Below are 20,718 nucleotides of genomic sequence, written 5' to 3' on the forward strand. Positions count from 1 at the left end.
TTGCTGCCATACCCGTCTAAGCTTGTGCCGAACTTTCCAGCTATCGAGGGACGAGGCGTACTCATGAGCAAGGTGCTGTCATCGCGTATTGGCCTGCGTGGCCTGGTTCTTGGCTTTGTCCTGCTCGCCGTGCTGAGTACCCTCTGCAACAGCCTGATCACGGCCTACAGTGTGCAACGCGATGCGCTGGTGCACTCGGCACTGGAGGCCAACCGTGCCTATGCCTTCAAGGTCGCATCGAGCATCGATCAGTTTCTGTACACGGTCAATGAACGCCTGAAGTACAGCAGCCAACGCCTGGGCAGCGACTTTGCCAATCGAGCGTTGCTCGAGGAAGAAGCACGCCGCCTGCAGGCCCAGGACTCGGAGTTGAACACCGTGCTGATCACCGACCCTGCGGGCAAGGTATTACAGGCTTACCCGCCTGCGGTACCGATCGGTTCGACCGTCAGCTCCGATGAACTGCGCCAGGCGCTGAACGTGCGTCGCCCCATGGTCAGCCAGGCGTTTACCTCAACCAGCGGCAAGCTGATCGTCTTCGTCTCCCAACCTGTCTTCAGCCCCACAGGCGAGTATCTCGGGCTGGTCGGCGGCTCCGTGTTCTTGCAACAGCGTGGTGTGATGCATTCGTTGATTGGTGAACACCACCTCGATGGCGCCTTCGCCTTCGTCGCCGATGGCAACCGCCGGTTGCTCTACCACCCCGATCAGCAGCGAATCGGTGAAGTGCTCGGCTGGAGCGAGACGGTGGACAAGGCCTTGCTCGGAGACAACGGCCCGCTGGAGACGGTCAACTACCATGGGGTGCCCATGCTCGCCGGCTTCGCGCACGTGCAGGGTTCCAACTGGGCCGTGGTCGTCCAGCAACCCCGGGAGCAGGCACTGGCGCCACTGGGCAAGCTGATGCGCGACATGCTGGTCAGGATCATCCCGGCAGGGGTGATCGGTCTGGTGCTGATACTGCTCGGCGTCATGCTGATCACGCGCCCACTGCGCGCCCTGGCCGGCCATGCCATCGACCTTTCGACGCCGAATGCCACCGCTGAACTGTCTGCGATCAACGCCTGGTACGCCGAAGCGGCGGCGATCCGCCAGGCGCTGGTAGTGCAGTCGCAGCAACTGCAACAGAAGATCGGCAGCCTGAACGCCGCAGCCGACACCGACCCGTTGACCGGCCTGGCCAACCGGCGTGCGATGAACGCGGCACTTCAGGCGCTTGATGCAAGCCAACAGCCGTATTCGGCCCTGGCGTTGGACGTCGACCACTTCAAGCGGGTGAACGACAACTTTGGTCACGATGTTGGTGACCTGGCGTTGCAAAGGGTCGCGCAAGTGATCCGCGACTGCACCCGGGCCGGCGACCTGCCGTGCCGGGCCGGTGGCGAAGAGTTCTGCCTGCTGCTGCCGAACACCGCGCTGAGCACGGCCTGCGAAGTCGCCGAGCGGATCCGCACCACGCTCAGCGCTACCGCGGTGGCACAGATCGGCACCTTGACCATCTCAATCGGTGTGGCCTGTCGGGACGCAGACACTCCCAGTGCCCCGGCCATCCTCAAGCGCGCCGACGAGCGCTTGTACCTGGCCAAACAGAATGGACGTAACCGTATAGTGGCCGAAGATCGGGTAACGCTCTGATGCCTCTGGGGAGGCGGTGCTTGCGTGTCTTATACATCATCAATGCTTAAGTAACGCATTTACGTTCAACGTCAACGCTTCGAGTGTGAAAGGTTTCGTCAGCACAGCCGTGTTGGGCTCTAGCTGGGCGTTGTCCAATATATTGGGTTGCGCATACCCGGTCATGAACAAGACCGGAAGGCCCGGCCTGAAACTGCGGCCGGTATTGGCCATTTGCCTGCCGTCGATTCCTCCTGGCAGGCCAATGTCTGTGACAAGCAGATCGATGCGGGTATCCGAGCGGAGTAACTGAAGCCCCGCAAGGCTATCGGTCGCCTCAATGACGATGTATCCGCAGCTGCCCAGTGACTCACTCACAAACATGCGGACGGAGGGTTCATCATCGACAACCAGAACCGTTTCGCCTGACGAGCTCAGTTCTGATGCAGGCAATGGCTCGGCACGACCTTCAGCATCGACCTCAACCTCATGGCTGGGTAGCTGCAGATATACGCGGGCGCCTTGGCCCACCTCTGACTCGATCCGAACCTGCCCGCCTGACTGCTTGGCGAAACCATAGATCATGGACAGGCCGAGCCCGGTACCCGCCCCCACAGGCTTGGTGGTAAAGAAAGGCTCGAATGCACGCGTTAACGTCTCGGTGCTCATGCCGACACCGTCATCGGCGACACAGATCGTGAAGTACGTGCCGGGTGACAGTTCAGGGTCAAGATCTGCCCCTTGTACCAGTTCCTCGTTGTACGTCCTGATGGCGATCGACCCTCCGCCTTCCAGTGCGTCACGCGCGTTGATACACAGGTTTAGCAGCGAGTTCTCTACTTGTGCCGGATCCACCAGGCAGGTACTTGAGGTTGCATGGAGCTCTACCTTGAGTTGGATTGCCGGCCCTACTGTCCGACGTATCAGCTCCTCCATTTCGCTGATCAGGGTGTTCACATCGGTATGAACAGGCATCAGCGTCTGCCGGCGAGAGAACGCCAGGAGTCGATGGGTCAGGGATGCTGCCCTTTGTGCGGCACCCTGTGCCACCATCAGGTAACGCTCCACGTCAGCAATGCGCCCCTGCTTCAAGCGGAGCTTGATCAGTTCAAGGCTTCCCGTGATGCCCGCGAGCAAATTGTTGAAGTCGTGAGCGATACCCCCGGTCAGCTGACCGACCGCTTCCATCTTCTGCGATTGCCGTAGCGCCGCCTGCGCCGCTTCCCGCTCGGCCACGGCTTGTTCGATTTTCGCTTCCAGGGTGCGGTTAAGCTCAAGCAACTGCGCCTCGGCGTTTCTTCGCGCGGTGACATCGATGGACGAGCCGATCAGCCCGATGACCTCGCCTGCTTCGTCGCACAGGGGTGCCTTGACGGAAAGCCAGTAGGTAGCCGTGCCATCCGGCATGTCGACACGCTCTTCGATCTGCAGCGCGCCCTTCCCGCCATGCATGACATGACGATCGGTTTCCATGATCTGGCGTGCCTGGGCCTTGTCTTCCAGAAACTCCAGGTCGGTTTTGCCCAGGTACAGTTCTGGTGGTTTGCCAACCAGTCGAGTGACACCGTCATTTGCAACAATCAGCCGCCCCTCGAGATCCTTTGCGTAGACAACACCCGGAACGGCAGCCGTGAAGGTACGCAGCAACGCTGACATCCTGTCGCGTTCAGCCTCTGCTGACCGGCGTGACTCAATGTCCATGAGGATGCCAGGGAACCGAACAGCCTCGCCCCCCTCGTCAAGCTCAGCTCTGCCATTGGCCTCAATCCAGCGGTAGCTGCCGTCATCCTGTCTGACCCGGTATTCACACCGGTAGGCGCCGCCACGGCTCATCGCCTCCTGGATATCGGCAGAGACACGATCACGGTCGTCAGGGTGAATCGAGGCAAAAGCTTCCTCGATCGGAATACCCGCCAGGCATTTATCTGCAGGAAGCCCGAACGATCGCGAGAACCGCTCATCCGCGGTCACCTGATTGTGCCGAATATCCCACACCCACGTTCCAATGATCGCGCCCGCATCGAGCGCCAACTGCAGGCGCTCCAAAGCGGTTGTCGGAAACGCGGACTCCTGACTGGGTAATGCGGGAGCATCCAGCTCTCCTGAAAAGCCGGCGCCTTCGCGATCCATATATTGCCTCTTTTGCTTACGCACATGAACGACAAGCCAATGGATAAGATTCTAGAGTGTGATGCCGAGCTATGGCGAGCAAAGCCCTTCACCTGATCTGTTCAGCGCAGCCCAAAGCCCATCCGGCTCAATTCCCCCAGCAGCTCCTCGCGCCCATGCAGGCTAGAAACGTTCCGCAGCCTGCTGACCACCTGCTCCGACCAGCCTGAAGCCTTCATGCCTTCGCCTTGATAGAAAGCACCCAGGCGCTTGTCGTATTCCACCAGAACGCCCTGCTCGTCGGCAGCCGAGTACGTTTCGTGATGAAGCACTGCTGCCTGTGGCAGCCTCGGCTTCACCTTGGCTGGCCGATCAGGCGACGGATAGCCAACGCACAGGCCGAAGACCGGATAGACCTGGGGCGGCAGTTGCAGTTCCTTGGCAACGGCTTCGATGTCGTTACGAATACCGCCGATGTACACGCTTCCAAGCCCAAGCGACTCCAACGCAACAACCGCATTCTGGGCCGCAAGCGCTGCGTCGATGGTGCCGAGCAACAGGCTTTCCAGGTATGGCAAAGCCTCCAGCTCTACCCCATGCTGGTCTGCGATGCGCGAGACGCGGGACAAATCGGCAAGCCAGACCAGGAACAGTGGCGCTTGATGGATGTAGGGCTGGTTGCCGGCCAGCGCCGAGAGGCGGCCTTTGCGATCCCCCTCTTGCACCGCAACCACACTCCAGACCTGGAGGTTGGATGATGTGGATGCGGATTGCGCGGCAGCAACCAAGGTCTCGAGCGTACCCTCGGGCAGAGGCTGATCAGTAAACGCCCTGACGCTGCGGTGTTCGAGCAGTTGGTCGATGGTGTCATTCCATTGTTGCAGCGCAGAAATGTTCGGTGCGCCATAGCGTGCAGCGAGTTTTGCCTGAGCGTTGGATGTCATGAGAAGCCTCCAAAATGTTAGGAGGCTATCAAAATTCGGCGGTTACCACACAGCTACCCCGAAATTTTTCATTTTCCGCCCCTGCCGCCTGCATCTCGACCAGCCTCACCACCACGCTGCGTGTCAGCCATCATGCCTGCATACCCACTGCACAGCCAGTGCCCGCGCCCTGCAAACGTTGCGCCAGCAGCCAGGTAAACGCCAGCACCGGGATCAGCGCACAGCCAGCCGCCAGCCACAGCAGCATGCCGAAGCCCTCACCGACCAGTTGCCCGGCCAAGGCCGGACCTGCCATGGAGCTCAGGGCAAAGGCCCCTGGAATCAGCATGATCGAGCGGCCGCTGCGGTCCAGCCGCGCAATCGCTGCGGTCTGGTAGACGCAGCCCCAGGTAAAGCCGACCTCCCAGATCCAGGCGCCCGCGGCATACATCAAAAAGCCTTCGGCGTTGCCCAGTAACAACAGCCCGGTACCCAGTACCGCGAGCACGACAAGATGGGGCACGCGTACACCCAGGCGGTCACCCACCACCGCCAAGGCCAGCGCGGCTGCGCCGCCCAGCAGTTTCAGCACGGCGAAGACGACACCCAGTTCCGCCGGCTGCAACGCCAGGCCATGGCCCAAGCGCTCAAGGAACGCCCAGAGGCCAATCTGCCCGGCGCCGAACAGGAAGAAAAATGCCAGCGCTGCATATGCCGCCGGCGGGAACCTGAAGCGTGCCAGCAACGAGTCGGTTTGCGCCTGCTGCGCTTCGTGAATGAAGTCCTGACGCCTGGGCAAGGCCAGCGCGCTTAGGCTCAACAGCAAAATGATCGCGGCCAGCATCAAGGCCGCGCCGGCATAGTGGAAATAGGCAATCACTAGCGACGGCAAGGCGAACAGCACTGCCGCCACCACCCCCAGTTCAATACCCAGACGCATGCCCAAGGCGCGTTCCTTGTTGGCCATTTCACCCATGATGCGCATGCCCAGGCAGGTCATGAGCGCAGCAAAAAAGCCGATCACCGCCCACAGCGGCAGCTGGGCCGTGGCCGGCAGCCAGGACGACATCCCATACGCCGCCGCAGCGCCAAGTGCACAACCCAGGGTCAACCAGCGCCAGTTCATGCGGTCGATCAGCACCACTGCCAGCAGCGTGCCGAGCAGGTAGCCCGCAAAACACACCGAGCCCAGCAGGCCGATCTGTTCGACAGTAAAGCCCAGGCTGTCGACCATCGACCCGAGCAGGATAGGCAAGGTATTGAACGGCAAGCCGCCAATCGTCGAAGCGAAGCTGGCGGCCAGCATGATCGCCAGTGTATTACGGCCACTCATGTTCATTGCTCTCTCCTGCTCGGGTGGCTTTCAGCGCTGGCCGACGGTAATGATTTCGCGGCGCTCGGCCATGGCGGCCGGTACGCTGGCTTCGTCCATGAAAAACTGCTCGTACCATTCGCGCAGTTGATAGACCGGGCCATCGCCTTCGGCCAGGACCGGGTTGTTCACCCGAATCTTGTGCGCCCAGATATCCACGTCCTGATAAAAGGATTCGCGGTTGCGCATCACATAGTCCTTGGCCATTTCCCGATTTTGTTCTTCGCTCCACCCCGGCACTTTCTTCACCATGCAGCCAAAACGCAGCTCAAAACTGTTGGCGGTGATCGGTACATGGCAGTTGAGCAGGATCGAGTGGATCTCCATGCCCTCGAACACCGCGCGCATCCGGGTAAAGTGCGTGGCCGGCCCGTAGTACGCCGACTCGGCCACCAGATCACCGCCCAGGCGCTCGGAGTCGCCATGGAAAATCTGCTGGGCAATGTGCCCCTCAAAGACGTTGGCGAAATACTTGGTTGGCGTGCCATGAACCGGCCCGAAGTGCTGGGCATCTGCAAGGTTATCGACCAGTTCGCGTGGGTTGGTTTCGATAATCAGCTTGTCCATGTGCCAGTCGTGCAGCCATTCGTCACTGTCCTGCTCTGGCAGATGAGGAATCACCACGCCGTCTGCCGGCGCCTTGCCTTCCGGGTTGTTCCAGACAAACAGCAGGTTGTTTTCTTCACAGGTCAGCCAGCTGCGGGTCTTGGCCTTCGGAGGGATGCGCTTGCAGTACGGGATCTCCACGCACTTGCCGCTGGCGTCGTACTGCCAGTGATGAAAGGGGCATACCACCCGGTCGTTTTCCAGGGTCCCGCGCGAGAGGTCGGCGCCCATGTGCGGGCAATGCGCATCAATGACGCTGATCTGGCCGCTGGAAGTGGCAAATGCCAGCAAGCGCGTGCCGAAGATATTCAGGGTGTGCAGCTGGCCATCACGATAGTCGGCCGCTTCACCCAGGCAGTGCCAGCCTCGGCCGAAGCGCGGGGCCAGAGCAGTTTCGACATTGATTGCTGCGAGCTTGGTCATTGTTATTGTTCCTCGTGTGGAAATCCCCGGTAACTTGCCCGGTCAATCTTCACCGAGCAGCAGCCGGTGCTCATCCTCCGCATGGACTAGATGAGCACCACGAGTACTTCTTCAGCCAGTGTTCATCACCAGCTGGCGACGATGCCGTGCTCCAGCGCAAACGCCTGCGCGGCGATGGTGCGCCGCTGAAAGCGCGCAGCCTGATCGTGGGTGGCCAGCCATACCATCACCTCTGCCGGCACCTGGGGAGGCGCAGTGCCGATGCGCAGGGCCAGCAGGCCGTTTTCGCCGATGGTAGCCTTCAGCGCGTCGGTGGTGACCACCCCCGGGTTAAGCGTAAAGGCGCGAATCCCCTGCTCGCCCAGTTCGGCTGCAAGCACCCCCGAAACCCTGGAGACCGCAGCCTTGCCCGCACCGTAGGCATACCCCCAGCCACCGTCGACGGCAGCCACGGGCGGGTCGCCTTCACCGGCACCGGAGGTGACGTTGATCACCACCCCGTCACCCCGTTCGAGCATGCCGGGCAACACGGTCTGGGTAAGCAACAGCGGCGCCAGCACATAGCCCTGGAATACCCGCTGCATGGTCTGCGGCTGCAGCGACATGAATGCGCTGTTAAGGTCGCGGCCCTGATAGATAGCGTTGTTTATCAGCACATCAATGCGCCCGAACGCGGCCAGTACTGCCTGGCCGGCGGCCAATACCGAGGCGCTGTCGAGCAGATCCATAGGCACCACCAGCGCTCTGCGCCCCAAGGCGCGGATCGCGGCTGCCGTACTGTTGAGGCTGCCCGCCAGCGGCACGCCCTGGGCATCGCACAGCCGATGCGCGGTGCTTTCGCCCTCCTCTACAGTGCGGGCACTGATCGCCACATCGAACCCGGCCCGGGCAAAGGCCAATGCCGTCTCGCGCCCGATACCGCGGCTTGCCCCGGTAATGAATGCCACTTTGGTCATTGTTGTTCTCACGTGGACATAGGCTAGAAACGTGCCGGACGAACCATGGCATCCATACCGCCATCTACAAACATCACAGTGCCGTGCACAAAACTGGCTTGAGTCGACTGCAAGAATGCCACGACCTGGGCGATCTCCTCAGGGTTGCCGGCGCGCCCCAGCGGTGCGACAAACTCACGGACCGCCTTGGCAAAGCGCGGATCGTTCAGCGACGCCTGGTGCAGCGGCGTCTCGACTGCACCAGGCGCTACCACATTCAGGCGTATGCCTTGTTTTGCCCAGGCTACTGCCTTGCTACGGGCATTGCAGGTCACGGCGTATTTGGAGCTGGCATAGGCCACATGGGACTGCCCCAAGGTATTGGCGTGTTCCAGTGCCAGCGCTTCGTTGCCGGCGAGCATGGCCGCGATCATCGGCTGCTGATCGGGGGTGACGTGGGTGGCCGCAATCGATCCGATCACTACAGCGGCCGGCCGCTCGCCCTTGGCCAACGCATCGGCCAGGCCGTCAAGCAACTCACAGACGCCAAAGTAGTTGACCGACACGATGGTGTCGGACACCGCGCTGGAGCCAACCCCGGCGCAGCACACCAGGCCGTCGAGCACCCCGTCGCAGTGCTCGAGCACCGCACTGATGGCGGCCTGGCGCCCGCTTGCGCTGGACAGGTCGGCAATCACCTCGGCATTTGCCCGGTCGATGCCGATGACGCGGTGCCCGGCGGCGCGTAGCGCCTGGCAGACTGCCGCGCCGATACCGGATGCAGAACCGCTGACCGCTGTAACTGGCATAACGTTGCTCCTTGTTGAATGGTGGTGTTGGCTAGTATTGGTGCCGCGCAAACCCCACAACATCGTCCGCGCGGACTAAAACGCCCCGGCCTTGCAAGCAGGACCGGGGCGTTCGGGCAAGCCGGGCGAAGGTCAGGCGCTATTGCGCGCCGGGGTGGCCAGCTTCAACACCGGTTTTTCCGGCTTATCGTTTGGCAGTGCTGCCAGTTTGGGCTTTCCCAAGGCAACCACACTGTTGAGAATGATGCGCACCAACTCCGTCTGGCGGCGCACACCCGTCTTTGAAAAGATCGAGCGCAAATGCGCCCGTGCGGTGTTGCGGCGCACATTTAATACTTCGGCGGCCTCTTCAAGCGACAGGCCGTTAGCCAGCTCCATGGCCAGTGCGGTTTCGGCCCGGGTCAGGTTGAACAGTTGCTTGGTTACCGTTTCGCTAGCCATGGAGCGGCCCACCGCGTCGCGGATGTATACCACCGCTGCAGGTTTGCTCTTGCCCTCGGCCCAGTCCTGGGTAGGAATGGCCTCGATCACTACCCCCAGGTTGACCTGGCCCGATGGCCTGGCCACCGACATCGCTTCGGCCGCAGTGCTGACCTTTTCGCTATTGACGTCACGCGCGAAGGCATTGCGTACCAGGCGCTGCAGTTCGCGGTTGTCGCTGGGATAGGTGGCTTCAAGGCGCCCACCCACCAGTTTCAGGCCGTCCGCCTGTTCCAGCAGTTCGCTGGCCACCGGGTTGAGGCGCAGCACGCTGCCATTCTGGTCAAGCACGATGGTGGCCACTGACAAGCGGCTGATGGCCTGGGCATACAGCTCGCTGATCGACTCGCTGCGGTCGAGCAGGTTGTGCACGTGCATCGCACGGCGCAAATGCGGAAGGATCATTTCACACAGGGTGCGCTCGGAGGCGGTGAATTTCGGCGCGGCTTTAGGCCGGGTAATGCGAAAGCGCAGCTTGCCGCCGTCGGGCGTGGAAACGTCCGCACCCATGATGTGGTAGGTGTCGTGCACGGTACCGTAGGTCTTGTAGTAGACCGAATTGGCCCACTCGGCTTCGGTCATCAGGTCTTCGACGGTGAACACCTGGTCCATCGGCGGGTTGCTGAAGGGGGTGACAGCTTGTGGGTAGGCCCAGTAGCTCACCTCCCCCTCGCCTTCGATGTCACCGACGACAATCATCAGGCCCAGGTCCGGTTGCTCAGGCACTCTCAAGATCAAGGTGACGTAATTGGCCTGGTACAGGCTGCGCACGTGGCGCAAGGTCTTGGCCATCAACTTGTGGTTCAGCGAGCCGTCATAGAACTCGCCGATGAGCGTGTCATATTCCGCCAGCTCCATACCCATTTCTGCCAGCGCTTCAAACCCCACGGTGGAATTGCCCATCGCCCGTCTCCTCGCGGGGCACAGCCCAGGCCGTGCCCGCTTTTATTGTTATGATTCAAACACGTGTGCGCGCACTGCACGGTTGGCTTTGACCGCAACCAGGGGTTTGCCGAGGTTGAACCAGGCGGCCAAGGCCGGCAGCAGGAAAATGGCCCCAAGTACATTGACCAGAAACATGAACGATAGCAATACCCCCATATCGGCCTGGAATTTCAGCGGTGCAAAGGCCCAGGTGCACACCCCGATCGCCATGGTCAGGGCAGTGAACACGGCCGCTGTTCCGCGTTGGCACATGGCCTGGTAGAACGCGTGGCGCAGGTTGGCGCCCCCGGCCATCTCGTGCTGGATCCGCTCATACAGGTAAATGCCGTAGTCGACCCCGACGCCAACCCCAAGCGCCATCACCGGCAGGGTCGCCACCTTCAACCCGATGCCAAGCATGGCCATCAGTGCATTGCACAGTACCGCCACGATGGCCAGCGGCACCAGGATGCACAACACCGCGCGCAACGATTTGAAGGTCAACCAGCAGAACAACAGCACCGAGCCAAACAACGCCACCAGCATCAGCACTTCGGCGCGCTTGACCGCATCATTGGACGCCGCCATTACCCCCACATTGCCACCGCCGAGAAAGAACCTGATTTCCGGCACCTGGACCTGGGCAATGATCCGCTTGGCCTCCTGCACTACATGCGAGACCGTGGCGCCATCGTGGTCGGTGAGAAACACCAGAATCTGCATCTGCTGGCAGCCATCGGTCACCAGGCCGTCCTCGGGCATGTAGGCACGGGCACCTTGACTCAAGCCCCGGGCCGAACCGGGAATGGCCGCCCAACGTGGGTTGCCTTCGTTGTTGCCGGCAATCACCGTCTTGCCAAAGCCGGCCACCGACTGCACCGACTGCACGCCGGTGACGCTGCGCATCTGGAAGTCGAAGGCTTCCACCGCACGCATCACCGACGGTGACAGGCATGCCTCTTCCAGGCCCTGGGCCTGGACGAACACCGCCAGCACATCCAGGCCGATGGAATAGCTGCTGACAATTTTGCTGTTGTCCTGGTTGTAGCGCGACTCGGCGCGCAGTTCCGGTGCGCCAGCACCGATGTCACCGACTTCCAGCTGCCGGGCCTTGAGCACCGCCACGCTCAGCAACATCACGCTGAGCACCAGCACCGCCAGGGCCGGGCGCGGTTCGGCCAGCGCCGACAAGCGCCACCACAGCGGGTGCCTGCTCTGCTGCTGGACGCGCTCCTTGCTCAGCACACTACGCTCCAGGCGCAGGTAGGAAATAATGATCGGCAACATCAGCTTGTTGGTGATGATCATCAGCATCACGCCGATGCAGGCCGTTACCCCCAGTTCATGCACGATAGGAATGTCGATCAGCATGATCACGCCAAAGCCCAAGGCATTCATCAGCAACGCCAGGGAGCCAGGAATGAAGATCTTGCAAAAGGCCAGGTGCGCCGCCTGCAGCGAATCCTTGCCGGCCAGCACTTCCTGTTTCCAGGCATTGGTCATCTGCACGGCGTGCGAAACGCCAATGGAAAAAATCAGGAACGGCACCAGGATCGACATCGGGTCGATACCCAGGCCCATCAGCGGCAACAAGCCCAGCAGCCACACCACCGGCAACAACGCCACCAACAGCGCCACTACGGTCAGGCGCAACGAGCGTGAATAAAGCCACAGCAACAGGCCGGTGATCAGGAAGGCGACGACAAAAAAGCCGATCACGGTCATCAGCCCTTCGACAACATCACCCACCAGTTTGGCGAAACCGACAATGTTGACCTCGATCTGATCGCTGCTGTACTTGCCGCGAATGTCCTCCAGACGCTTGGCGACTTCAACATAACTGACCGATTTGCCTGTTTGTGGGTCAACGTCCTGCAAGTCGGCCCGGACCATGGCCGACTTCAGGTCATTGGCCACCAGCCGCCCGACCTGCCCCGAGCGCGCTGCGTTGCTGCGCACCTGGGCCAGGTCTTCGGCGCTGGCGGTAAAGCGTGGCGGTACCACCACATCACCAAAAAAGCCTTCTTCGGTGATCTCGATGTAACGCACGTTGGCGGTGAACAGCGAGGTTACGCTGGCGCGGCTGACCCCGTTGATGAAGAACACATCGTCAGTCACCTTGCGCAGCGTGTCGAGGAACTCGGGGTTGTAGATGTCACCCTCGCCCTTCCATCTGACGCTCACCAGAAAGCGGTTGGCGCCGGTGAAGTACTGGCTGAATTCGAGGAAGTTGAGCATGTACTCATGCCGCACCGGGATCTGCTTGTTGAAGCCAGGGTCGAGCTGGGTATGCGTGGCGCTGTAGCCCAGGCCCAGGGTCAGCAGCAGGAACACCGTCAACAGCAGTTTGCGTCGTGCCAACAGCAGGTCGGCGCAACGCTCGACCAGGCGCCCGGCTCGGGCTTTAGCGTACTTCATGCACTTGCTCTCCTTTGCCCAGAGCGGCAACGCTGTTACCGTTCCCCTGGAAAACGCCCCGTTCACCGGCTACCAGCAACTGATCGGTGCCCACCACGATGGCTGCGGTCAAGGTGCCCAACCCCGGTTGGCGGGTGGTGCCGATCAAGCGGCCTTCTGCGTCCAGGCGCACCATTGAGCTGCCGCCGCCGACAATCAGTACGCCGCTGTGGTCTGGTAGCACAACATGGCCATAAAGCGGCTGGGTATTGCCAACCTTGATCGCCTGCCACTGCTCACCGAAGTTGTCGGTGACAAACACATGGCCGCGCATGCCATAGGTCACCCAACGCTGGGCGCTCAGGCGAACCACGCCAAACAGTGAGCCGTTGTAGAACGCCGGCAACTGTTGCCAATGCTGCCCGTTATCGGCGCTGCGCATGACCAGGCCCTGTTCGCCGACCAGCATGCGCCGGCCATCGCTGCCGCCATCCAGCGCATTGAGATGAGCACGGTCGACCTCCAGCGCCACCGCGCGCCAACTGCGCCCGGCATCGTCGGACTGGTAGAACTTGCCGTAGCTGCCGAACACGACAACCTGCTTGCCACCGGCCGCCCAGGCACCGAGCAGCGGCTCACCAGCTACGGGATCAAAATGCACCTCTTGCCAGCTGCTGCCAGCGTCATTGGAGCGCAGAATCAGGCTGTCCTGGCCAACGGCGACCAATTGCTCGGGGTTCAACGCGGTCAAAGCCGTCAGGGAAATCTGACGTTGCGGCTCGACTGTGGCTTGCTGCCAGCTGCGGCCGCGGTCGTCGCTGATCAGGATGGTGCCGCGCTCACCCACCGCCACCTGACGGGTGCCCAGATTGAGCAGGCCGTTTATCTGCATGCGCTCGGTATTCAGCGTGGTCTGGGCAATGTTCAGCGCGCCGCGTGGGGTAAATGCCAGCGCTACGATTGCGGCAACCGTAATGCACACGAAATAGGCAATAAGCTTGGCGCATGGGCGACTGCGTGCAGCGACATCCAGGCGCTCGACAATAGACATACGGTCCACCCTCTTGTTCTTGTAGTCGTGAATCACCGCGCCACCTGGGCGCGGTGTCTGAGGTGTGTAGATAGTCCGTCTGCTCGACCTGCAGGACATCGTCCAAATGGCCTACCCCGGTGCCGATAGACAGAACCGCGGGTCAGTCCAGCTCGAACAGGCCCGCCGCGCCCATGCCCCCCCCGATGCACATGGCCACGACCACGTAGCGCACGCCGCGACGGCGCCCTTCCAGCAGGCCATGACCGACCATACGCGCACCCGACATGCCGAACGGGTGACCAATCGAAATAGCCCCGCCGTTGACGTTCAGGCGCTCCGCAGGGATGCCCAGGGCGTCGCGGCAATGCAGGACCTGGCAGGCAAAGGCTTCGTTGATTTCCCATAGCCCGATGTCGGCCACGCTCAAACCGAAGCGTTTGAGCAGCTTGGGCACCGCCAGCACCGGGCCGATGCCCATTTCTTCCGGCGCGCAGCCGGCCACGGCAATGCCGCGGTACGTCCCCAGCGGCTTCAGGCCACGCCGGGCGGCCTCGGCGCGGCTCATCAGCAAGCTGGCCGATGCACCGTCGGAGAACTGTGAGGCGTTGCCGGCGGTAATGAACTCGCCCTGCTCGACCCATTGGCCGTTCTTCCACACGGGTTTGAGCGCCGCCAGGTCTTCGAAGCGAGTCGAAGGACGGTTGCACTCGTCGCGCTCGGCCACCACCTGCTCATGGCCATCGGGCTGGCCTTCCTTGTCAACGCGCAGCTTGCGCACTTGCAGCGGTACGATTTCTTCGTCGAACAGGCCGTCGCGCTGGGCGGCTGCGGTGCGCTGCTGACTTTGCAGTGAGTAGTCGTCCTGGGCCGCGCGGCTGATGTCATAGCGCCGGGCAACGATCTCGGCGGTTTCGATCATCGGGATGTAGGCGCTTGGCATGCACGCCAGCACCGCCTCCGACTGGTTGCGGTAGGTGTTCTTGTGCTTGTTCTGGGTCAGCGACAGCGACTCGACCCCCCCGCCGATGACAATGCTCATTTCACCGGCCAGAATGTTCTTCGCCGCCATGCCGATACTGATCAGGCCGGAAGCGCACATACGGTCCAGGGCCATGCCCGGCACGCTGTCGGGCAAACCGCCGGTGTAGGCACATAGCCTGCCAATGTTGTAGCCCTGGGTGCCCTGCTGTACCGCCGCGCCCATGATCACGTCATCCACCGCGCCAGGCTCGATACCGGCACGCTCGACCACCGCGCGCACCACATGGCCGCCAAGCACCGGGGCTTCGGTGTCGTTGAAAGAGCCGCGAAAGGATTTGCTCAGCGCGGTACGGGCAGTCGCTACGATTACAACGTCTTGCTTGTCCATGAACAGGCTCACTCGGTGATGGGGTTGAAGGTGTAACGGCTGATGGTGTCGACCACGCAGCCAGGGCGCTCGGCGCCCTCGATCTCGACGCTGATGCGCACCACCAGCTGTACCGCGCTGCCGATCAGCTCGGCGCTGACAACCTGGCCTCTGCCGCGTACCCGCGCGCCGACTTTCACCACGGCGGGGAATCGCACGCGGTCGGTGCCGTAGTTCACCCCCATGGCCATGTTGTCGATGCTCATCAGCTGCGGCATGAACAGGTTGGCCAGCGCCAGGGTCAGGTAGCCATGGGCGATGCACGCCCCGAACGGGCCATTGGCGGCGCGCTCGGGGTCGACATGTATCCACTGCTGATCGCCAGTGGCTTCGGCAAACAGATTGACCCGCGCCTGGGTCAGCTGCAGCCAGTCGGTGACGCCCAGGTCCATGCCTTGGGCCTTGAGCATTTGCTCGGCGCTACTGAATCGGGTGCTCATGGGGTGCCCTCAAGCCTGTTGTGAACTGACCGACAGCACTTCGCCGACCATGTAGGAGGCGTAATCGCTAGCCAGGAAGATCATGACGTTGGCGACTTCCCACACTTCAGCGGCGCGGCCGAAGGCTTCACGGTCGGCCAGTTTGGCCAGCAGTTCTTCGCTGCTGGCCTTCTTGAGAAAATCGTGCAAGGCAATCGACGGCGACACGGCGTTGATGCGCACCCCGCTTTCGGCGGCTTCAAGCGCGCTGCAGCGGGTCAGCGCCATGACCCCGGCCTTGGCGGCGGCGTAATGCGCCTGCTCTTTCTGCGCACGCCAGCCGAGTACCGAAGCGTTGTTGATGATCGCCCCGCTCCCTCGGCGCTCCATGTGCGGCAGCATCGCGCGGGTCATGCGGAAGGTGCCGGTGAGGGTCACATCAATTACCCGCAGCCATTCCTCGTCGCTCATCTCGGTGACCCGCCTGGAACCACCAAGGCCTGCGTTGTTGATCAGCACATCGACGCCGCCAAGGGCCTGTTCGGCGGCAGCGACCAGGGCTTGCACCTCGGTCTCGACGGTGACGTTGCACAGCTGGCCGTACACGGCCTGCAAGCCGGTGTCGGCCTTGAGCTGTTCCACCGCCTGCTCCAGGCGCCGGGGATGAACATCGGAAATCATCAGGGCGCGGCAGCCTTCTTCGGCGCAGCGCCTGGCTGCGGCATAGCCGATGCCAGCGCCGGCGGCGGCAGTGATGAGCACGGATTTGCCAGCCAGCAACTGGTGGCCTGGCACATAAGGAGGGGCTTGTTTCACGCGGTATACCTCTGACAGAAAACAGGTTGTCGACAGGTATAAAGGCCGCAGGGGGCAGGCACATCGTCAAAACGGACGGGGTCGGTTGTGGCAGGGGGACAAGAGGCAGGCGCCGGTAATGCCGACGCCTGTGCTTCAAGCTGCGCTCACGTGCCCCAGACCTTTTGCGCCTTGGGTGCTTCGCTGAGGATCGCATCGACCGCCGCCCCGACTTCAGCGACCTGCCAGCGTGCCCCCTTGTCGCGGGTGACGCCGGTACGCCAGCCATCACCCAGGGAAATCCGGCCACCTTGGCTCTCGAACAGCTGGCCGCTGACATGCCCGGAAGCCTCACTGCCCAGCCACACCACCAAAGGCGCGACGTTCTCTGCCGCCCAAGCGTCGAAGCTGCCGTCATCGGGCCGCTTGACCATGTCCGGCATTGCGCTTTCGGTCATCGCCGTACGCGCCGCCGGGGCCAGGGCGTTGGCGGTGACGCCATAGCGGGCCAGTTCCGCCGCCTGCACCAGGGTCAGCGAAGCGATACCGCCTTTGGCCGCCGCATAGTTGGACTGCCCGATCGAGCCCTGCAAGCCGGCGCCAGAACTGGTATTGATAATGCGCGCCGCCACCGGCGTACCGGCCTTGGCCTGATCGCGCCAGCGCCGGCCGAGGATGTTGGCCAGGCAGTAATGCCCCTTCAGGTGCACGCGCATCACCATGTCCCAGTCCTCTTCCGACAGGCTGATGAACATGCGGTCACGCAAGACCCCGGCGTTGTTGACCAAAACATGCACTTCGTCGAACACCGCCAATGCAGCATCGACGATGCCTTGAGCGCTGCTCAGGGTGGTGATGTCGCCATCGTTGGCGATTGCTCGGCCACCCTTGGAGCAAATCTCGTCGACCACTGCCTCGGCGGCCTCGCGACGAATGTCATTGACCACCACATTGGCGCCTTCGGCGGCAAATGCCAACGCATACGCGCGGCCCAGCCCGCCACCGGCACCGGTGATGATCGCGGTACGACCTGCACAGATTCCCATAGGATGTTTTCCTGTTGTTGAGTGTGGGTGGCTTCAAAGCCGTTCGATGATGCTGACGTTGGCCTGGCCGCCGCCTTCACACATGGTCTGCAGGCCATAACGCCCGCCGGTGCGTTCAAGCGAATGCAGCAAGGTGGTCATCAAGCGCGCACCGGTAGCGCCCAGCGGGTGGCCAAGGGCGATGGCGCCGCCATTGACGTTGGTGCGAGCCGGGTCGTAATCGAGCTCCTTGGCCCAGGCCATGACCACCGAGGCAAACGCTTCGTTGATTTCCACAAGGTCGATATCAGCCATGCGCAGGCCAGCCTTCTTGAGCGCCGCACGGGTGGCTGCAATCGGTGCCGTGAGGTGCCAGATCGGGTCGTCGCCGAGCACCGACAGGTGATGAATGCGTGCCCTGGGGGTCAGGTTGTAGCGCTTGAGCGCCGCCTCCGATACCACCAGCAAGGCCGCGGACGCATCGCAGGTCTGGCTCGATACGGCGGCTGTGATCGACGGGAACTCAGCGCTTACAGGCTCCAGGCTGGCCATTTTCTCCAGGCTGCTGAACCGCGGCGTTTCATCAAAGGCCAGGCCTTCGCAGGCAACGATCTCACGGGCGAAATAGCCGGCTTCTGCGGCCGCCAAGGCACGACGATGGCTTTCCAGGGCAAACACCTCCATTTCTTCGCGGCTGATCTGCCAGTGATCGGCGATGCGCTGGGCGGCGTAAAACTGATTGACCGGCTGCTGCCCAAAGCGCGCCTGCCAGCCTTTGCTGCCGGAAAACGGGTCACTGAAGCCCAGCGGTTGGCCAGCGAGCATCGCCGACGAGATCGGGATCTGGGTCATGGTCTGCACACCACCGACAGCCACCACCTCCTGCATGCCACTCATCACCGCTTGCGCGGCAAAATGCAGCGCCTGTTGCGACGAACCGCACTGCCGGTCGACCGTGGTGCCCGGCACGTTCAGCGGCAAGCCGGCAGCCAGCCAGCTGGTGCGAGCGATGTCACCCGCCTGCGAGCCGATGGCGTCGACACATCCGAAAATCACGTCGTCATACGCGTGGGCAGGAATGGCGTTGCGTTCGACCAGCGCTTTCAACACATGCGCGCCCAGGTCAATGGCATGCACATGGGCCAGGCTGCCTTTGCGTTTGCCCGTGGGGCTGCGCAGGGCATCGACGATATACGCTTGGGGCATGGCTCAGTCCTCGAAGGTAGCGCCCGGCCCAAGCCGGGCTTCATCGCTGAGCACATAGGCGGCGACGCGGGTTTTATGGGTGGCACGGTCGCCCCAGGACGGGTCCAGCGACCACACGCGCTTCATGAACATCTGCAGGTCGACTTCCCAGGTGTAACCCATCGCACCGTGCACCTGGATACCGTGGCGCGCCGCCAGCCAGCTGGCGTCGCAACAGGCCAGCCGGGCCTGCGATACATAGACATCGGCGCGGCGATCCCCCTGCGCCAGGGCATAGGCCGCGCGATACAACACAGGTTTGGCGAATTCGATCTTGCTGGCGATATCGGCCAGGTGATGCTTGACCGCCTGAAAGCTGCCGATCGGCTTGCCAAATTGCTTGCGCTGGGCCACGTAGTCCACCGACAGGTCGAGGATTCGCTGGGCCAGCCCGAGCAGTTGCCCGGCAACCGACAAGGCGCCGCGGTTCAAGGTATCGGCCCACAAGGCCCGCCCCTGTTCGCCGCCGATCAGCAAGGTGTCGCGAGTTGGCTGCCAGCTCACCAGGCCCAGGCGCCTGGAGGCATCGATACTGGCGTTGGCCTGCACATCGACCTGCGCGCGCGGCACCGCATGCACCTCATCACCGTGGGCAAGGATCAGCCACTCTGCCAGCGGTGCATCAGGCACCAACGGGTTGATCGGGTGGCCGATAGCCAGGCGCACGCTGCCATCGGCGATGCGCGGCAGCAGGCGGGCTTTGACCGGGTTGTCGTCTGGCAGGCCGTTGAGCAGCCCGGTGACCACATAAGCCGTGTCGGCCAGCGAGTCCGGGATGGCGTAGTAGCCCAGCTCCTGGGTCATCAGTGCCCAGGCCACATCGTCCATGCCCAGGCCACCGAACTGTTCGGGCACCGACAATGCCGTCAGGCCCTGTTCGGCTATCTTGTTGCGCAAGTCAGCGGAGCGGCCTGTATCGGTTTCCCAGATCTCGCGCAGCATTTCGGGCGCCGCCTCGGTCATCAGGAAACGGCTGATGGCTTCGCGAAACGTGAGCTGATCATCGGTAAAGGTAAAGTCCATGGCCGGCTCCTATTTCGGCAGGCCGAGCATGCGCTCGGCGATGATGTTGCGCTGGATTTCGTTGGTGCCGGCGTAGATCGGCCCGGCCTGAGCGAACAGGAAGCCATCAAGCCAGCCGCCTTCGACCGCTTGCGCAGCACTGCTCAACAACTCCCCGTGCGCACCCAGGATGCGCATGGCGGTTTCGTGCATCTTCAAGTCGAGCTCCGACCAGATGATCTTGTTGATGCTCGACTCGGCGCCGATCTGCGCGCCACGGCTCAAGCGCCCGACGGTGTGGTAGGACGACAGCGCGTAGCCTTCAGCGCCCAGCCAGGCCTCGACAACCGCTTCGCGGATGCTCGGGTCACGGTCGGCGCTCTGCCGGTTGGCGTTGTACAGCTGTATCAACTTGCGCGCCGTGGCCTGGAAGCGTGCCGGCGAACGCAATAGCAAACCTCGCTCAAAGCCCGCGGTGGCCATCGCCACATGCCAGCCCTGGCCTTCGGCACCAATGCAGTTTTCAACCGGAACGCGCACATCGTCGAAAAACACTTCGGCGAAGGTGTTCTTGCCATTCAGCGCCTTGATCGGCCGGATGGTCACGCCCGGGGCATCGAGCGGCACCATCACGAACGACAAGCCGTTGTGCCGGGTCGAGGCCGGGTCGCTGCGGAACAGGCCAAACAGCCAGTCGGCAAACAGTGCGCGGCTGGACCAGGTTTTCTGCCCGTTGAGCACATAGTGATCGCCATCACGGATGGCCTTGCTGGTGATCGCGGCCATGTCGGAGCCGGCATTGGGCTCCGACCAGCCCTGGGCCCACATGTCGACACTGGACGCCATGCGCGGCAGGAAGCGCTGCTTCTGCGCCTCGGTACCGAACTCCATCAACGTTGGGCCGAGCAGCAGCTGACCGTTCTGGTTGATACGCATCGGTGCGTCTGCGCCGTAGTACTCTTCCTCGAAAATCAGCCACTCGATCAGGTCGCAACCGCGCCCGCCGTAGGCCTTGGGCCACATGACCATCGACAGGCGCTGCTCGAACAGCTTCGCCTCCCAGGCCCGGTGCTGCTCGAACCCTTCCCGGGTGTCATAGTTGGCCAGGGGCGTAGTCGGCTGATTGGCCGCCAGCCATTCACGCACTTCCTCACGGAAGGCCTTCTGTTTGGGGGTATAAGCTAGTTCCATGGCACTCT

The 20,718-nt window shown here is 62.4% G+C and carries 17 protein-coding genes; 1 reads left to right on the forward strand and 16 read right to left on the reverse strand.

The window, feature by feature from the left end; all coding sequences use genetic code 11:
• Positions 1-63 precede the first annotated feature (63 nt).
• The gene (locus WF331_RS21485) at positions 64-1,635 is read left to right on the forward strand and encodes a sensor domain-containing diguanylate cyclase (protein WP_284398310.1); all 1,572 of its coding nucleotides are present in this window, start codon (positions 64-66) and stop codon (positions 1,633-1,635) included.
• Positions 1,636-1,674: 39 nt separating this feature from the next.
• Here the strand turns inward: WF331_RS21485 and WF331_RS21490 are convergent, their stop codons facing one another.
• From WF331_RS21490 to WF331_RS21565, 16 genes are all read right to left on the reverse strand, one after another.
• Positions 1,675-3,744, reverse strand: coding sequence for a hybrid sensor histidine kinase/response regulator (locus WF331_RS21490; RefSeq protein ID WP_284398312.1), 2,070 nt, complete (start codon positions 3,742-3,744; stop codon positions 1,675-1,677).
• 101 nt (positions 3,745-3,845) lie between these two features.
• Positions 3,846-4,667 carry an NADPH-dependent oxidoreductase gene (locus WF331_RS21495; RefSeq protein ID WP_284362370.1) on the reverse strand — a complete coding sequence of 274 codons (822 nt, stop codon included), beginning with the start codon at positions 4,665-4,667 and terminating at the stop codon, positions 3,846-3,848.
• A 130-nt stretch (positions 4,668-4,797) separates the two neighbouring features.
• On the reverse strand, positions 4,798-5,985 hold the full coding sequence (locus WF331_RS21500) for an MFS transporter (RefSeq protein WP_063424325.1): 1,188 nt from the start codon (positions 5,983-5,985) through the stop codon (positions 4,798-4,800).
• Positions 5,986-6,009: 24 nt separating this feature from the next.
• Positions 6,010-7,047, reverse strand: coding sequence for a Rieske 2Fe-2S domain-containing protein (locus WF331_RS21505; protein WP_016499746.1), 1,038 nt, complete (start codon positions 7,045-7,047; stop codon positions 6,010-6,012).
• Positions 7,048-7,172: 125 nt separating this feature from the next.
• Entirely contained in the window at positions 7,173-8,003 is an 831-nt protein-coding gene (locus WF331_RS21510) for an SDR family NAD(P)-dependent oxidoreductase (protein WP_059394833.1), read from the reverse strand.
• A gap of 23 nt (positions 8,004-8,026) precedes the next feature.
• On the reverse strand, positions 8,027-8,791 hold the full coding sequence (locus WF331_RS21515; RefSeq protein WP_016499748.1) for an SDR family oxidoreductase: 765 nt from the start codon (positions 8,789-8,791) through the stop codon (positions 8,027-8,029).
• 132 nt (positions 8,792-8,923) lie between these two features.
• Positions 8,924-10,174, reverse strand: a complete 1,251-nt coding sequence (locus tag WF331_RS21520; RefSeq protein ID WP_241800695.1) for a helix-turn-helix transcriptional regulator — start codon at positions 10,172-10,174, stop codon at positions 8,924-8,926.
• 48 nt (positions 10,175-10,222) lie between these two features.
• A complete protein-coding gene (locus tag WF331_RS21525) occupies positions 10,223-12,613 on the reverse strand; it encodes an efflux RND transporter permease subunit (RefSeq protein WP_284362378.1) in 2,391 nt (796 codons plus the stop codon).
• Positions 12,600-13,643: a WD40/YVTN/BNR-like repeat-containing protein gene (locus WF331_RS21530; RefSeq protein ID WP_340623270.1), complete on the reverse strand. Its 1,044-nt coding sequence runs from the start codon at positions 13,641-13,643 to the stop codon at positions 12,600-12,602. Before WF331_RS21530 ends, WF331_RS21525 begins: the two co-directional genes overlap by 14 nt.
• A 142-nt stretch (positions 13,644-13,785) precedes the next feature.
• Complete coding sequence (locus WF331_RS21535) at positions 13,786-14,994, reverse strand: acetyl-CoA C-acyltransferase (protein ID WP_284362381.1); 1,209 nt, start codon at positions 14,992-14,994, stop codon at positions 13,786-13,788.
• 8 nt (positions 14,995-15,002) lie between these two features.
• The gene (locus WF331_RS21540) at positions 15,003-15,473 is read right to left on the reverse strand and encodes a MaoC family dehydratase (RefSeq protein WP_241800699.1); all 471 of its coding nucleotides are present in this window, start codon (positions 15,471-15,473) and stop codon (positions 15,003-15,005) included.
• 9 nt (positions 15,474-15,482) lie between these two features.
• Positions 15,483-16,268, reverse strand: coding sequence for an SDR family oxidoreductase (locus tag WF331_RS21545; protein ID WP_284362383.1), 786 nt, complete (start codon positions 16,266-16,268; stop codon positions 15,483-15,485).
• A gap of 146 nt (positions 16,269-16,414) precedes the next feature.
• Complete coding sequence (locus WF331_RS21550; protein WP_174369597.1) at positions 16,415-17,293, reverse strand: SDR family oxidoreductase; 879 nt, start codon at positions 17,291-17,293, stop codon at positions 16,415-16,417.
• A gap of 33 nt (positions 17,294-17,326) precedes the next feature.
• Positions 17,327-18,478, reverse strand: a complete 1,152-nt coding sequence (locus WF331_RS21555; RefSeq protein ID WP_016499757.1) for an acetyl-CoA C-acetyltransferase — start codon at positions 18,476-18,478, stop codon at positions 17,327-17,329.
• A gap of 3 nt (positions 18,479-18,481) precedes the next feature.
• On the reverse strand, positions 18,482-19,540 hold the full coding sequence (locus WF331_RS21560) for an acyl-CoA dehydrogenase family protein (RefSeq protein ID WP_016499758.1): 1,059 nt from the start codon (positions 19,538-19,540) through the stop codon (positions 18,482-18,484).
• A 9-nt stretch (positions 19,541-19,549) separates the two neighbouring features.
• Positions 19,550-20,710, reverse strand: a complete 1,161-nt coding sequence (locus WF331_RS21565; RefSeq protein WP_016486852.1) for an acyl-CoA dehydrogenase family protein — start codon at positions 20,708-20,710, stop codon at positions 19,550-19,552.
• Positions 20,711-20,718: the final 8 nt, after the last annotated feature.

This window comes from Pseudomonas sp. YNh (assembly GCF_037993085.1).
Classification (GTDB): Bacteria; Pseudomonadota; Gammaproteobacteria; order Pseudomonadales; family Pseudomonadaceae; genus Aquipseudomonas; species Aquipseudomonas putida.